General features: G+C 43.3%; 14 protein-coding genes. 9 read left to right on the top strand and 5 right to left on the bottom strand.

Features of this window, described 5'->3' with window-relative positions; all coding sequences use genetic code 11:
• Positions 1 to 189: 189 nt before the first annotated feature.
• Positions 190 to 1,089: a DUF1848 domain-containing protein gene (locus tag B3K91_RS12880; RefSeq protein ID WP_214059953.1), complete on the top strand. Its 900-nt coding sequence runs from the start codon at positions 190 to 192 to the stop codon at positions 1,087 to 1,089.
• Between the two features lie 185 nt (positions 1,090 to 1,274).
• Positions 1,275 to 1,859, top strand: a complete 585-nt coding sequence (locus B3K91_RS12875) for a DUF2179 domain-containing protein (RefSeq protein WP_099829794.1) — start codon at positions 1,275 to 1,277, stop codon at positions 1,857 to 1,859.
• Positions 1,860 to 1,905: 46 nt separating this feature from the next.
• Here the strand turns inward: B3K91_RS12875 and B3K91_RS12870 are convergent, their stop codons facing one another.
• The 4 genes from B3K91_RS12870 to B3K91_RS12855 are packed head-to-tail and all read right to left on the bottom strand — an operon-like array spanning position 1,906 to position 5,230.
• Entirely contained in the window at positions 1,906 to 2,592 is a 687-nt protein-coding gene (locus B3K91_RS12870) for an ABC transporter ATP-binding protein (RefSeq protein WP_099829795.1), read from the bottom strand.
• Positions 2,585 to 3,748 carry an ABC transporter permease gene (locus tag B3K91_RS12865; RefSeq protein WP_292590288.1) on the bottom strand — a complete coding sequence of 388 codons (1,164 nt, stop codon included), beginning with the start codon at positions 3,746 to 3,748 and terminating at the stop codon, positions 2,585 to 2,587. The genes B3K91_RS12870 and B3K91_RS12865 overlap by 8 nt, the downstream gene beginning before the upstream one ends.
• Positions 3,745 to 4,398: a cobalamin B12-binding domain-containing protein gene (locus B3K91_RS12860; RefSeq protein ID WP_292590287.1), complete on the bottom strand. Its 654-nt coding sequence runs from the start codon at positions 4,396 to 4,398 to the stop codon at positions 3,745 to 3,747. The genes B3K91_RS12865 and B3K91_RS12860 overlap by 4 nt, the downstream gene beginning before the upstream one ends.
• Positions 4,399 to 4,408: 10 nt before the next feature.
• Positions 4,409 to 5,230 (bottom strand): aldo/keto reductase, encoded by an 822-nt coding sequence (locus tag B3K91_RS12855; RefSeq protein ID WP_099829798.1) that lies wholly within the window; start codon positions 5,228 to 5,230, stop codon positions 4,409 to 4,411.
• A gap of 257 nt (positions 5,231 to 5,487) precedes the next feature.
• Here B3K91_RS12855 and B3K91_RS12850 point away from each other — a divergent pair, with 257 nt between their 5' ends.
• From B3K91_RS12850 to B3K91_RS12820, 7 genes are all read left to right on the top strand, one after another.
• A complete protein-coding gene (locus tag B3K91_RS12850) occupies positions 5,488 to 5,811 on the top strand; it encodes a hypothetical protein (RefSeq protein ID WP_099829799.1) in 324 nt (107 codons plus the stop codon).
• 144 nt (positions 5,812 to 5,955) lie between these two features.
• Entirely contained in the window at positions 5,956 to 6,597 is a 642-nt protein-coding gene (locus B3K91_RS12845; protein WP_214059950.1) for a peroxiredoxin, read from the top strand.
• Between the two features lie 308 nt (positions 6,598 to 6,905).
• Positions 6,906 to 8,201, top strand: coding sequence for an ABC transporter substrate-binding protein (locus tag B3K91_RS12840; RefSeq protein WP_102818814.1), 1,296 nt, complete (start codon positions 6,906 to 6,908; stop codon positions 8,199 to 8,201).
• A 56-nt stretch (positions 8,202 to 8,257) separates the two neighbouring features.
• Positions 8,258 to 9,133 carry a carbohydrate ABC transporter permease gene (locus tag B3K91_RS12835; RefSeq protein ID WP_214059948.1) on the top strand — a complete coding sequence of 292 codons (876 nt, stop codon included), beginning with the start codon at positions 8,258 to 8,260 and terminating at the stop codon, positions 9,131 to 9,133.
• Positions 9,127 to 10,422 carry a carbohydrate ABC transporter permease gene (locus B3K91_RS12830; protein WP_292590286.1) on the top strand — a complete coding sequence of 432 codons (1,296 nt, stop codon included), beginning with the start codon at positions 9,127 to 9,129 and terminating at the stop codon, positions 10,420 to 10,422. Before B3K91_RS12835 ends, B3K91_RS12830 begins: the two co-directional genes overlap by 7 nt.
• Positions 10,423 to 10,433: 11 nt before the next feature.
• A complete protein-coding gene (locus B3K91_RS12825; protein WP_214059946.1) occupies positions 10,434 to 11,633 on the top strand; it encodes a glycosyltransferase in 1,200 nt (399 codons plus the stop codon).
• A complete protein-coding gene (locus B3K91_RS12820; protein WP_121551253.1) occupies positions 11,612 to 12,433 on the top strand; it encodes a MurR/RpiR family transcriptional regulator in 822 nt (273 codons plus the stop codon). Before B3K91_RS12825 ends, B3K91_RS12820 begins: the two co-directional genes overlap by 22 nt.
• Positions 12,434 to 12,567: 134 nt before the next feature.
• Here B3K91_RS12820 and B3K91_RS12815 read toward each other — a convergent pair whose 3' ends face one another.
• Entirely contained in the window at positions 12,568 to 13,740 is a 1,173-nt protein-coding gene (locus B3K91_RS12815) for an MEDS domain-containing protein (RefSeq protein ID WP_292590285.1), read from the bottom strand.
• Positions 13,741 to 13,764: the final 24 nt, after the last annotated feature.

Genomic DNA, 13,764 nt, shown 5'->3' with positions numbered 1-13,764 from the left:
TTCTCTCTCTATTCTCTACGATCTCTACGAATCAAAACACACATGTCCCCTTTCTTCAGTCGCTATGATCTTCTGTATTAATATTGAAGTAGTCAGCAAACGTTATGTTTTTTCGAAATGGCGAATCGAGCTGTGATGATTTTGCACTTCACGAAAATCAAACTTAACATTACTCGAAAGGAGACAGGAATGATTGTAAGTGCGAGCAGGAGGACAGATATCCCTGCTTTTTATTCAGAGTGGATGATAGAGCGTTTGAAAAGTGGCTTTGCTCTTGTTAGGAATCCGTTCAATCCCCATCAGGTGAGCAAAGTTATCCTAAATCCAGAAGCAGTAGACTGCTTCGTATTTTGGACAAAGGATCCCAAAAAAATGTTAGACAAGCTGAATCACTTTGCCGATTACTGTTATTATTTTCAATTCACGATTACGCCCTATCATGGAAGTGTAGAGCCTGGGCTTCGCAACAAGAGAGAGATTATCGAGACCTTCAAAAAGCTTTCCGGAAAGATTGGAGAAAACAGAGTGATTTGGAGATACGATCCTATTCTGATAAATGCAGACTATAGTGTCGACCATCATCTACGGGCCTTTGAAAAAATGGCGCATTTGCTTAAGGGTTTCACTGAAGAGTGTGTGATTAGTTTTCTCGATTACTATCAGAAGATCTCATCAAACCTTCGAAAACTTGATGCAAGGGCGCCTAATGAAATTGAGGTAAGGAAAATTGCCAGCCATTATTCAGAAGTATCATCTTCTGAAGGAATGAAGCTGAAGACATGTTCAGAGACCGTTGATCTTTCGGAATATGGAATTAGTCACGGAAGCTGTATTGACGGGACGGTAATTGACACGCTGACAGGCAAAAGGATTGATCACCCAAAAGACAGATATCAGAGAGCTGCATGCCGCTGTGTCGAGAGTGTCGACATTGGCGCATATAATACCTGTCTTAATCGTTGCCTATACTGCTATGCAAGCTTTAGTGAGAAAGCGATTCGTAGAAATTATCATTCCTTTAATCCAAAGGCCCCGCTTCTTTGTAGCGAATTGCAGGAGCACGATGAGATTACTGAGAGAAAGAAGTAGAGATATGCTAAATTTGGTAGAAATGATCTATACTAAGTCTGCCTCACTTGCCAGTTCATTCGAAGAAATCTGTTTTGCCCGTATTAAACAAGGTAATCTTTTTCATCATGCTATCCTGAAAGAAGTATCTTATAATTGGCTTGAGAGAAGAGTTTCTATGTAAGAATGCGGTAGGAGGGTTTCTAATGGAAGAATTCTTGAGTGGCGATCTCTTCAGATGGGTTCTTATGCCTCTGATAATCTTCTTCGCAAGGATCATCGACGTTTCTCTTGGAACCACGAGAATCATAATGGTTTCGAGAGGCAAGAAAGAAATAGCAAGTGTTATCGGTTTTTTTGAGATTATTCTGTGGTTGCTCGTTGCCAGCAAAGTAATCCAGAGTGTTGACAATGTACTTTACATTCTTGCTTATGCAGGTGGCTTCGCGGCCGGTAGCTACATAGGAATGCTCATTGATGAGAGGCTTGCAATTGGAACCGTATCGGTTAGGCTGATAATTTCGAGAGATCCAACTGAACTTATAGAAAAACTGTGCCAGGCTGGATTTGGAGTTACAAAGATAGACGCTCACGGTGCTCGAGGAAAGGCTTACATTGTTTACAGTATCATAAACAGGAAAGAAGTGGAAGACTTCGAGAGAATCGCTCTGGAATGCGTTCCAAAGGCGTTCATGTCAGTTGAAGATATTCGAAAGGTAAAAGAGGGGGTCTTCCTCCCCAAAGATACGATGCGCCTCAGAAGGGAATCCCCCTTAAGAAAGTCCAAATAGCTTTCCAGAAGTGTTATTATTTAGAGAGATGAGGGGGATGTCCCCCTTATCTCTTTATGTCATTGAAAATGTTGCCATCTCTGATTTCAACTATTCTGTCTGTCTCTTCTGCGATTCTTCTATCGTGAGTAATTATTACGAATGTTGTTCCGTATCTCTTGTTGAGATCACGCATGAGGCTGAAGACCTTCGCTGAGGTATCGGAGTCGAGATTGCCCGTAGGTTCATCTGCAAGTATAATCTTCGGATTGTTGATAAGGGCCCTTGCTATTGCGGTTCTTTGCTGCTGACCTCCCGACATGTTTGGAGCTAGATTATTCCTAACCTTGCTGATTTCAACGACATCCATTAGTTCCTTCGCCCTTTCCATAATTTCCTTCGAGGGTTTAAGACCTTTAATTCTGTAAGGAAGAATTACGTTTTCGAAAGCAGTGAACTCGGGAAGCAGATAATGAAACTGGAATATGAATCCAATAGTCTCATTTCTAACACTTGCGAGTTCATTCTTGTTCATTTTGTTTGTCTGTTTCCCTGCGATTTTTATTTCACCGCTCGTGGGTTGATCTAAAGTGCCCATAATGTTCATGAGTGTAGATTTTCCGCTTCCAGACTGTCCGACTATCGAAAGAAACGATGAGTCTTCGATTTCAAGATCCACACCGTGAAGAACTTCTGTCTTCACAACCGTTCCGTAAACCTTTTTTATATCCTTAAGCTCGATTATGTTAGCCATTTCGTATCACCTCAACAGGGCTGAGTTTGGAGGATCTCCTGGCTGGGACCATTGCGGCAATAGTTGAAGCGCCAATGGCAATGAGCGCGGACAACATTACAAACCCATAACTCAGAGAGATTCTGATGATCGGTTCTCCGTCAGTTCCTACGGCAAAAGTGGAGAACATAATTATAAGCAGGATTCCGAATGCAATTCCAACTACTGCTCCCACAATGCCGAGAGCGAGTCCCTGAAAGAGAAAAACGAAACTCGTCGTGGAATCCTTAAGTCCCATAGCTTTCAGAATTCCGATCTGCCTTGATTTCTGGACTACAGTTATTGCGAGCACGCTTGCTATTCCAAGGGAAACGGCTATGATTACGAACACCTGAATCATTATGCTTGAGACGCTCTGCCCGTTCAGTCCGGAGAGGAGATCTTCGTTCTGAGATTTCCAGTCAGTTACAAGTAAAGCAGACCCCGAAAGACGTTCCGAAATGACAGAGGCGTTTTCATCGGCTCTGAAGACCTCGCTCACCTGCATCTCTATCGATGTGACTGCATCACCAAGTTTTCCAACTGACTGAGCGGTGCCAATCGTTGAGATCATCCAGTTTTTGTTAAGGCTTGCAACACCCAGATCGAAGACACCGACTACCTTCAGAATCTCAACTGCTCTATCCGGAGTGAAGATTGTGATTTCTTCTCCAAGGTTCACATCGAGCTCATCCTTAAGACCCTTGCCGATAATGATTTCTCCGTCTCCTTCAGGAAGGCTGCCATCAATGAGGCGACTATCCGTCTTGTAAATAACATGTGATTCGGGGAACTGCAGACCTCGGAGGAGAACAGATAAGGTTCTGTCGCCGCTGCTTATGAAGACAGGAACATCTGCGCTTGCAGAAAGAGCCGTCAGATCTGTTGGCAAATCAAGAGAAGCGATTTCCGAAATTATGCCTTGCCAGTCTTCTACTCTGTTGTTTTCCGATGAGGAGACAGTTATCTGCGAAGAGCTTCCGATTGTTGTATCCACCAGGTCTTTTTGGAGTCCCTGGATAAGCGAGCCTATGAATACCTGAACGGAAACACCTATTGCAATTCCCATTACTATGAGAAGAGTTTGGGTCTTGCTGGAAGATAGAAAGCGCATCGCAATTGAAAAAGCCAATCTCATTTTACATCACACTTCCCCAGAGCTAGAATCTCTCTTGGATCTTTCAGGAAAATATCTGCACCGACTTCCTTCCAGTAGTCGGGATTTTTTTCGAATGCATTTCCACCTACGACAACTCTCGATTTCCCACCGGCTTCTTTAATTCGCGAAATCATCCTTCGTGTGTTTATTAGGTTGTAGTAGTTTGAAACACTAATCGCAACGTACATTGGACTCAGCTTTTTCGCAGCCTCAAGGAAGGTGTCTAGCGGGGTATTTGCTCCGACGAATATGGAATTGTACCCAGCGATAGTGAAGATATCCGAAATCATTCTAGCTCCGATCTCATGATACTCTTCGGGCGGGCAGAGTACTGCCACTGTCTGATCATTCTTTTCTGATCCATTGTCTCTTCTTTTCTTCACAATATAAGGGAAGCAGCATTCCATTACCGTTCTGACAATAGAGCTCCTTATATGTTCGTTCCATATGCACAATCTGTCGCTCACGTAGTCGCAATCCCAACTCCTCAATGCGGGTGCAAGAATATCCAGATACAAATCGATTACTTCAACATTGCCAGACTCAAGCGATTCTATGCACACCATCACTGCCCTCTCTTTATCTTGTGAGTCGAGAGCGCTTATAAAGTTGCTCTTGATATCGTTCAAGATGTCCTCCTTATTCTAGTGAATCAAGCATTTTCATATCCTCTCTGTCGAGAACAATCATGCCTGCTTCTAGATTTTCTCTCAGGTGTTCAAGCTTGGATGCCTTTGGTATGACCACCACACCATCTTTCCCCAGCAACCATGCAAGCATTACTTGCTGAACAGAGGCCGAGTACTTTTCAGAGAATCCAGTCAGAAGTTTCTCGGTTGAGGCTTTTAATGCGTTTCTCTTTAGCGGCGAGTATGCGGTTAGGGTAATGCCATGATCTTGGCAGTATGGTAGAAGCTCATTCATTGCTTGCCGGTCTTCTAGATTGAAGAGAACCTGATTGTTTACAATAGGTTCCTTTGAAATAGATACGGCCTTCTTAAGGAGCTGCGTGTCGAAATTAGAAACTCCGATATGCCTTATCCGTCCGTTCTTCACTTCTTCATTCATCGCCGAAAGAGTCTCTTCTAGCGGAACTTCAGGATTCGGCCAGTGAATAAGATACAGATCAATATAGTCTGTTCTCAGCCTCTTCAGTGTTCTTTCAAGGGCTTTGTGTAAGTCAACACTCCGCAAATGAGTGGGCCAGACCTTAGATGTGATAAACAATTCTTCTCTACTGAAAATCGAGACTGCCTCTCCAATTATTTCTTCGGTATGGCCACCACCATAGTATTCGGCAGTATCTATGTGCTTGTAACCCATTTCAATGGCTCTGGACAATGTGTCAATGTGTTCTCTGTCCCTCGTTTCATCAGGAACGTCTCTTCCTCCGATCTCCCATGTGCCTAGACCAATGGCGGGGATTTCTCCTTTGTTATCCTTCAGAGTTCTATATATCATTTAGATCACCCCCATTCCCTAAATTCTACATTAATATTTCGATAGATAATAGTCTGCCGATAAATCTAGAACTCCTCCTGGTTAATATAGGTAGACTGCCTTTGATGTATAATAAATGGAACGGGCTGATCACTTTGCAATAGTAGCTATGAACGGTCTTTCACAAACGGCTTTTCCAGAAATCAGGGTCTACATCTGGTACCTTCCTGTGTTAGTTATAAACAGAATCTAAGAAACCAGACGAAGGAGGGAGCGCCATGTACATTGTTTGCGATTTGAGGTACGCTGTTTCTGAAAGTAGATCCACAGAGGCTTTGAAGATGATACTTGAGACGCTCTCAAAGAAGTTACTTCTGGGAGCCCAAGGTGACACGCTCAACATGAGAGCCGAGACTGAAGATACAATTGAAGTTCAGATCATGGCTCTGAAAGGTTCCTGTTCCTTTGAAGAAGTGGTGCCAAGGATCAACGAGTACCTTTCACTGATCTCAAGAGCCCTGGAAACAAGTTTTCCAGATTACAGAGTAGTCAGTTCATACATCTACCCCGATGAAGAAGAGACACCTTACCTACTCTGTTGAAGTCATAAAAAGAGGGCCAAGAGCCCTCTTTTTCTTTAGAATCGAAACCTCTGTTCGGCATAATTGTATGGTTGACAAACAAAGTAGCGAAAAGTATAATTATATTGTAGCTAATAATAATTATTATAAATATGGAGGTGCTTTATGGAGAAAAGGATTCCATTGATCGGAGAAGATTTCCCTGAGATGAAAGTCAAGACGACACATGGGGTAATGAACCTACCGGAAGCTCACAAGGGAAAATGGTTTGTTCTATTCAGTCATCCGGGGGACTTTACACCGGTTTGCACGACCGAATTCGTGGGCTTTCAGAGAAGATATGATAAGTTCAGAGAGTTAAACTGTGAACTCGTAGGTCTTAGCGTTGACCAAGTCTTCTCTCATATAAAGTGGACGGAGTGGATAGAAGAGAAGCTAGGTGTGAAAATCGAGTTCCCTATTATCGCGGACGAAATGGGCGAAGTAGGAATGACTCTTGGGCTTATTCATCCTGCAAAGGGAACGAATACTGTCAGGGCGGTCTTCATTGTTGATCCGAAGGGAAAGATCAGAGCTATCCTCTATTACCCGCAAGAGCTGGGAAGGAATATGGATGAGATTCTCAGAATGGTAAAGGGCTTCCAGGTTGCCGATAAGAATGGAGTGGCTATTCCGGCAGATTGGCCAAACAACGAGATCATTGGGGATCACGTAATCATTCCTCCCGCATCAGATGTCAAGACTGCTGAAGAGAGAAGGGGCAAGGAAGGTTGTTACGACTGGTGGTTCTGCCACAAAAGCTTATAGAGTAATAGATAGAGTGTAAGCAGTTAGTACTAATGGGATCGGCATTGGCCGATCCCATTTTTATAGCTCTATTATGCTTAGGATATCTTCAGTGAACTTCTATAATCGGTTTCCTCTGCAGATTGCATAAGATCTCTTGGTTCAAACCATACTCTTAGAGCTAGTTTCTTAGAGTTATTTCTATCTAATCGATGCTAGATTGACGAGAATGGCAGTGATGGATCCTGAGGCGGTGTATAGCCTCTTTGAACGAAAGAAGAAGTTTGGTATCATTAGGGTGAAAAAAATTTCCTTCGGAGGTGGTGAAAATGAAAAAAATATTCTTTGTAGTATTTCTGGTATTGATGCTTTCGGTAACAATGACTGGAAAACTTGTTTACTGGCACACTCAGGAAGAAGAATCCAGACAGCAGATTATCGCTCAGTTGATCGAGTCGTTTACAATTGAAACCGGAGTAGAAGTTGATGTTGTGGCAATCGAGGAGAACGAGATGTTCTCGAAATTGGCTGCGGCTTCTGCGGCCGATACACTTCCAGACCTAATTGAAGCTGGCGCTGAAACTATTCTCGGCCTTGGAGCTGACGGTCTTCTGGATACTGTGATTCCAACAAGATTCATCAGAAATGCAGGGGATTTCTACACTGGTGCAACAAGATTTGTTATTACTCCGGCTGGGGATCAGTATTTTGCTATTCCTTATCACGGATGGGTTCAAGGAATTTGGTACAGAAGAGATTGGTTTGAAGAAGCGGGTCTTGCCGAACCAACAACTTGGGATGCGATTATGGAGGCGGCAAAGTATTTCCACGATCCTCAGAATGGAATGTATGGAATCGTACTTGGAAAGACCAACGATGCCTACGCGGAACAGGTCTTCACAATCTTTGCTTTGTCAAACGGAGCAAGGATTTTCGACAAGGACGGAAATGTAGTCATTAACTCTCCTGAGATGAGAGAGGTACTTCAGTTCTACAAGGACCTTGGCGCATATTCAGCTCCAGGACATACCTACTGGCAGCAGGCAAGAGAACTCTATCTTGCGGGTAGGACACCTATGATGTTCTACTCAACTTACGTCATGGATGACCTGGCTCTTGCCGAGATTCAGACTCAGTTCATAAGCGACTTTGATCCAGATCTTGTTAAGAACACTGAATTCGCTCCCATGATGACTAACAGCAGGCCTTCCTCCTTTGGACAGGTCTTGTCGCTCGCGATCGTCAAGTCTTCCCAGAACAAGCTTGATGTTCTCAAACTTCTCGATTTCATGTTCGAGCCGGACAATTACATAAAGTACATACATATGGCTCCCGGTGGAATGCTTCCTACAAGAGCTTCCATAGCTGAAAGCGAAGAATTCCTGAACGATCCAAAGGGGATTTATAAGAGCTACGGCGCAGAAAAGATCAAGGCAATCATTTATGGTATGGAGAACATTGAGAAGTTCGGTTATGTAGAAGGAAGAGTCTTCCCCGAAATGGGAAAGATATCCGGAGCCTTCACTATAGGTAATGGCATAGTCATGATGTTCGATAACAACGCAACCCCAGATCAGGTTCTAACCTTCTGGAGAGAGGACATTAGAAAGCTTATAGGAAGATAAACGCCTGACATCGAAGGCCCCGGAGCCGGGGCCTTCCTTTTTTGGAGGTAGATCTTATGCAGCAAGCAGCCTCTTCCATATTGAAGAAGGAAAATAGTTTAGGTTGGAAACTTGTTTCGCCAACAGTAATCCTACTGATGATATTGATAATCTATCCGGTGGCGTATAACATATACATTTCGTTTTTCGACTACGGGATTACTAGTTCAACGTTCGTAGGATTAGAAAACTATATCCGAGTTTTCAAAGACGCTGCTTTCTGGAAGTCCTTCTTCATAACAGTTGGTTTCACTCTGATGACAGTTATTGGAAGTATATTGTTGGGTCTCGGAGTAGCGCTGATGATGAACAAGGAGTTCAAGGGGAGGGCGATAGTTAGGACGATCATTCTGCTTCCATACATTACCCCACTTATCTCGATAGTCTTTTCATGGAAGTACATATTTGATCCAAGCTACGGGCCTTTTATGCAGTTATTCAGTCAAAGTCTCGGATGGGTCTCTCCGCAACTTGATCTCCTAAACAACTCGAACAATGCATTCTTTGTGGCATCGATATTCAACATTTGGCGGAACTTCCCTTTTGTTTACCTGATGCTGCTTTCAAGACTTCAATCTATTCCCGATGAGTACTACGAGGCTGCAGAAATCGATGGAGCAACATCATGGAGTAAGTTCACGAATATCACTCTACCGGAGATCTATTTCGTCATGGGTGCTGTCGCTCTCATGAGGGGTATCTGGAATTTCTATAAGTTTGACGAGGTCTATCTGATCAGCAAGAGAGCTGGCACTCTGCCTATCTTTATCTATGAAAGGGTTATCGGTACAACTTCGCCGGAGTACGGAGTGGCCGCGGCAATTGCAACAATCCTTATGGTAATTATGCTTGGGCTGATAACTGCATACGTGAAGAAGGTGTTGAAATGGTAAGGAAGAAGACACCTTTCAGAAGAGTCATGTTTGCATTGGGGATCTCTTTAATCTGTTTCTTCATACTCATTCCGTTTTATTTCATGGTTCATGTATCTCTTAAGGCAGACTACGATCCGAACAAAATGACATTCTCAGATTTCACAATCAGAAACTATCTGGAGATATTTGGGCTTATTCAAAGTAGTGAGACAGAGTTTTTCGGCGATGAGATAATTAGGGCAAATCTTGAACCTGTATTGAAGAGGATAGATGAGTTGGAAGAGAGAACGGCCTCAATTGAAGTGTATACGCGGTATGTTCATGATGTACAGCTCAAGGCCAAGGAAAAAGAACTGAGAGATATCGTTGATCTTGTGATCGACTTCAGTGGAATTGATGTAACAGACAGGGAAGAGTTTATTGAAAACTCGCTCGTTCCAGGTACAGAGGAGGCTTCAATAATCGAGGAAAACATGAAAACCATATTCAGTGCAAATGATGTGAAACGGTTCACGGATTTGAGAGCCGAGGTTGACAACGCTCTCTCCGAGGAAGCACTTGCCGCCGGTTTCGAAAAGGCAAAGGCTCAACTGAAATTATTCGAAGCGCAGAAGACAAAAATATTGGAAGAGAGAGCTAGTGAATTTCCCTTCTTGAAATACCTTAGAAACTCGCTGATATTCGCAGGGATTTCCGCTTTGATAAGCCTCTTCGTAGCGATTTTAGGAGCATATGCATTCTCGAGGCTGAGATTCAAGGGTAGGGGACTTGTTCAGCGTTCGGTTCTTTTCGTGTATCTGTTCGGTGGTACCGTAATAATGGTGCCGCTTTATCAGATGGCGGTGAAACTTGGAATCCTTTCTACTCCATTTGGTACCGGAGTTTATCTGATCATGGTCTATGTTATTCAGACACTTCCGGTTTCTCTTTATATGTTGGGAAACTATTTCCGGACAATTCCGTTTTCAATAGAAGAAGCGGCGATTATCGATGGCTGTTCCAGAGTGCAGGCGATCTTCAAGATTGTTATTCCGCTCTCTCTTCCAGCAATTGTCACAGTATATATCTATGCCTTTATGATTGGATGGAACGAATACTTGTTTGCATCTGCCTTCCTTGGCCTAAAATCCTATAAGGATCTCTTCACTCTTCCAATTGGGTTGAATGCGTTTTCCGGTTCGGCTCATGCAGTATGGGGAAGGCTGATGGCGGCTTCAGTAGTTTCGGCAATCCCAATCATAATCATCTTCAGTCTCATGCAGAAGTACCTGACAAGCGGATTCACTGCCGGAGGTGTCAAAGAATAGGAGGTGGAAACATGCCTGGACTGAATCAGAAATCATATGACATAGTAATCGGAATACCTAGTTTTAACAACTCGAATACTATCAAATACGTAGTCGAGACGGCAGCAAAAGGTCTCGGTAAGTTTTTCCCATCGTTGAGAGGCTGTATCATCAATTCAGACGGAGGATCGACGGACAATACTGAAGAGGTTTTCTATTCAGCTTCCAGTGATGGAATAGATCTGCTTTCTTTCAGATACCGGGGGATCTCCGGAAAGGGAAGCGCAATGAGATCGATAATGGAGAAAGCCCTCACTCTCGATGCTCAGGCAGTGGTATTTCTCGACTCGGATTTAAGAAGTGTAGAACCTTTTTGGATAGATAGACTTGCGCGTCCGATCTTTGAAAAGAACGCAGCGTACGTTACCCCTTACTATATTCGACACAAGTATGACGGCACGATAACCAACAGCATATGCTACCCTCTAACAACGGCCCTTTATGGAAAGAAGGTAAGACAACCTATTGGAGGAGATTTCGGTGTAGGCAGAGAGATGCTTGACTATTACATTTCCGTATCTGAGGAGACATGGAAGTCCGACGTTTCCAGATTTGGAATTGATATCTGGATGACCACTTCTGCCATTAATGAGGCAAGAGGAAGAATATACCAGGCTGCTTTAGGTACGAAAATTCATGACGTGAAGGATCCAGGCAAGCAGCTTGGAAATATGTTTAGGGAAGTCGTTGGCACTTTGTTTTCCCTTATGCAGAGATATGAAGATTACTGGACAGCGGTTACAGATTACTATGAATCGCCAATCTATGGTGAAGTGGCAGCTGGAGTTCCAGAATCGGTAGAAGTCGATTTGGGAAATATGATTCTCAAGTGTTATGAGGGCATTAAAGAGCAAGAGGGCTTCATTGGGGAGATCCTTGGATCGGATATTTCTCATGAGCTGTTCCTTCTTGGAAAAACGAATGCGATGATTGATGATGATCTATGGGTTAGAATCATATACAGGATTGCTTCAAGATACAGAAATGTTGCACTTAGGAATAGACTGATAGAGTTGCTCGTTCCTCTTTATTTTGGGAAAGTTGCGAATTTTGTTTCGAGAACTGAGAAAGAATCTCAAGAGAAAGCCGAAAAGGAAACCGACAGACTCCTTGAGAAGTTTATGAGCACAAAGGATGAGTTGATATCAATATGGGAGAAGAGTTCAGAATAACAGAGAAACTCAAAGCTATGATAAAGGGGTTGAATCCGGCTGAGAAGAAGGCCGCGAAGTACATTATCGATTTTCCGGATGATGTGATTCACCATTCAATTAGCGAACTGTCTGTGCTCGCCGGGACGAGTGAGACCACTATCTTCAGATTATCAAAGAAGTTGAGTTTCAATGGCTACCAGGCTTTCAAAATCCAGCTGGCAAGAGAGCTTTCGAGTGAAACTCCGTCGATTTCTGCTGACAAGAACAAGTTGATTTCAGATCTTATTGAAGCACTGAATCAGCAGAATCATCTAATAGACGAAGTTCAGCTTGACAGAATCGCAAGTCGAATTGTGAAGGCAAGCAGGCTAATATTCTTCGGAGTGGCTTCTAGCGGAATAGTAGCGGAATTTGGAGCCACGCTCTTCATGAGGGCAGGTTTTTCGACAGCCTTCTATACTGATCCTCATTTGCAAATAATGACGGCCGTTTCTCTGAACAAAGGCGACATTGTTTTTGGGATTTCTGCTAGCGGAAATATCAGAGATACTGTCAAGTCAATCGAAGTAGCCTCTGATTCTGGAGCATATACTGTAGCGATTACAGGTGGGATCGGATCAAGAATTGTCAGCGTTTCTACTGAGACGGTCTATGTCGCCCAGGGAGGACATGAGACTGGGATACCACTTCTTCAACCAAGAGTATGCCAGCTTGCTGTGATTCAACTCTTGCTTGAGAAGTCGATAAGGCTTAGAAACGGAACAATGCAGACTCTGGAAAAAGTGGATAGAACACTTGATAAGAAGAGATACATCTGAGCTTATTACAAGGAGTGTCGTCTTGTATTAGGTAAAGAATTGGTTTATACGGATTAAGAACTTCAGGTATTGATAGATCTGACTTGCGTAGCATACATTAGGTATCATATATGAACTGTTGAAGAGGCAGCTTTTCAGTAATTTGTGGAGTTCTCCGCAAAAGAAAAGCCCTTTCTGAAAACGGCGATGCAAGACTCTACTACGCCTGCATGATAAAGAGATCCGCTGTTCTTAGCGATTTCGGCAAGAGCAAACTTCACTCCGTAAGTGGTCCTGTAAGGTCTATAAAAGCTCATTGCCGAAACTACCTCTGAGACTGCAAGAATACATCCTTCAAGACTTATTTCAGAGCCAGTCAAACCATCTGGATATCCCGACCCGTCCATCCTTTCGTGATGCTGAAGAATCGCATTTGAAACTTTGTCCGGAAATGGAACTCTTTTGGTAAGTTCGAACCCGGTTCTTGGATGTTCTTGAAGAAGCTTCAACTCAAAACTATGGAGAGGGCCGGGCCTGCTAATCATATCAAGAAACAGTGAAATCATACCAATATCGTGAATCTTTCCGGCCATTTCAATACAAACTTTTGTAAAGGAATCAAGCCCCATCTCATCGGCTATTGCAACTGCAAGCCTCGAGACATTAACTTCATGAGCTTCCACGTAGATGCTCTTGATCTTAAACATCTCCAACAGCGAATCAGCGGTCCCCCTGCAGATATCAAGACGGCTGGCAATATCAAACTCTATGTCTCTATCAGGAGCGCTGCAGTAATCATCATTCATTGAAAACTCCCCCGTTCGATGAACATATGGATGGAGCCTGGAAATCTCGAGAACATTTTTTCGGTCCATTCTTGCTGTATCGTATAGACAGATTGCCGCTATCGGGAATTCTTCAACCAAGTCATTAACGGATGCTTCGTACTCAAGAAGCTTTTCAAGCCTTGCACCCGATTCGAAGATCGGAGTGCCTATTCCTGCTACGCAGAGGCCTTCGAATCCTTCTTTTAAAGCATCCATTACCGCTTTTTCAAGAAACATGATGGAGCTATCTGGATCGAAAGTCCCTTGCTTTAGGTACGACTGAGTTGTTTCAATGAGTTCCAACGACTTTGCTTCCAGCAATTCATCGATACTGCTTTCTCTGTCAAGAAGGATTTTCTTCAAAACTGTGAATTCCGATTCGGCCCCCAGATATAGAATCTTGGCGTTATTAAACAGACCTTCGCTCAAAACAGAGTCGAGTGTAATTCTGAAGGCTTTGCTGTTGTTATATAAAGCAATATTGTGTGATCCAAATTTCATGAGCAACAACTCCAAAAAGAGAGA

It is taken from the genome of Mesotoga sp. UBA5847 (assembly GCF_002432735.1).
Taxonomy (GTDB): Bacteria; Thermotogota; Thermotogae; order Petrotogales; family Kosmotogaceae; genus Mesotoga.
This window is presented reverse-complemented; position numbering and strand designations above follow the sequence as displayed.

What these genes read in the sequence shown, in the direction of transcription:
- B3K91_RS12880 (WP_214059953.1), top strand. Translation starts at nt 190, where the DNA reads ATGATTGTAAGTGCGAGCAGGAGGACAGATATCCCTGCTTTTTATTCA.
- B3K91_RS12875 (WP_099829794.1), top strand. Translation starts at nt 1,275, where the DNA reads ATGGAAGAATTCTTGAGTGGCGATCTCTTCAGATGGGTTCTTATGCCT.
- B3K91_RS12870 (WP_099829795.1), bottom strand. Translation starts at nt 2,592, where the DNA reads ATGGCTAACATAATCGAGCTTAAGGATATAAAAAAGGTTTACGGAACG.
- B3K91_RS12865 (WP_292590288.1), bottom strand. Translation starts at nt 3,748, where the DNA reads ATGAGATTGGCTTTTTCAATTGCGATGCGCTTTCTATCTTCCAGCAAG.
- B3K91_RS12855 (WP_099829798.1), bottom strand. Translation starts at nt 5,230, where the DNA reads ATGATATATAGAACTCTGAAGGATAACAAAGGAGAAATCCCCGCCATT.
- B3K91_RS12850 (WP_099829799.1), top strand. Translation starts at nt 5,488, where the DNA reads ATGTACATTGTTTGCGATTTGAGGTACGCTGTTTCTGAAAGTAGATCC.
- B3K91_RS12845 (WP_214059950.1), top strand. Translation starts at nt 5,956, where the DNA reads ATGGAGAAAAGGATTCCATTGATCGGAGAAGATTTCCCTGAGATGAAA.
- B3K91_RS12840 (WP_102818814.1), top strand. Translation starts at nt 6,906, where the DNA reads ATGAAAAAAATATTCTTTGTAGTATTTCTGGTATTGATGCTTTCGGTA.
- B3K91_RS12835 (WP_214059948.1), top strand. Translation starts at nt 8,258, where the DNA reads ATGCAGCAAGCAGCCTCTTCCATATTGAAGAAGGAAAATAGTTTAGGT.
- B3K91_RS12830 (WP_292590286.1), top strand. Translation starts at nt 9,127, where the DNA reads ATGGTAAGGAAGAAGACACCTTTCAGAAGAGTCATGTTTGCATTGGGG.
- B3K91_RS12825 (WP_214059946.1), top strand. Translation starts at nt 10,434, where the DNA reads ATGCCTGGACTGAATCAGAAATCATATGACATAGTAATCGGAATACCT.
- B3K91_RS12820 (WP_121551253.1), top strand. Translation starts at nt 11,612, where the DNA reads ATGGGAGAAGAGTTCAGAATAACAGAGAAACTCAAAGCTATGATAAAG.
- B3K91_RS12815 (WP_292590285.1), bottom strand. Translation starts at nt 13,740, where the DNA reads ATGAAATTTGGATCACACAATATTGCTTTATATAACAACAGCAAAGCC.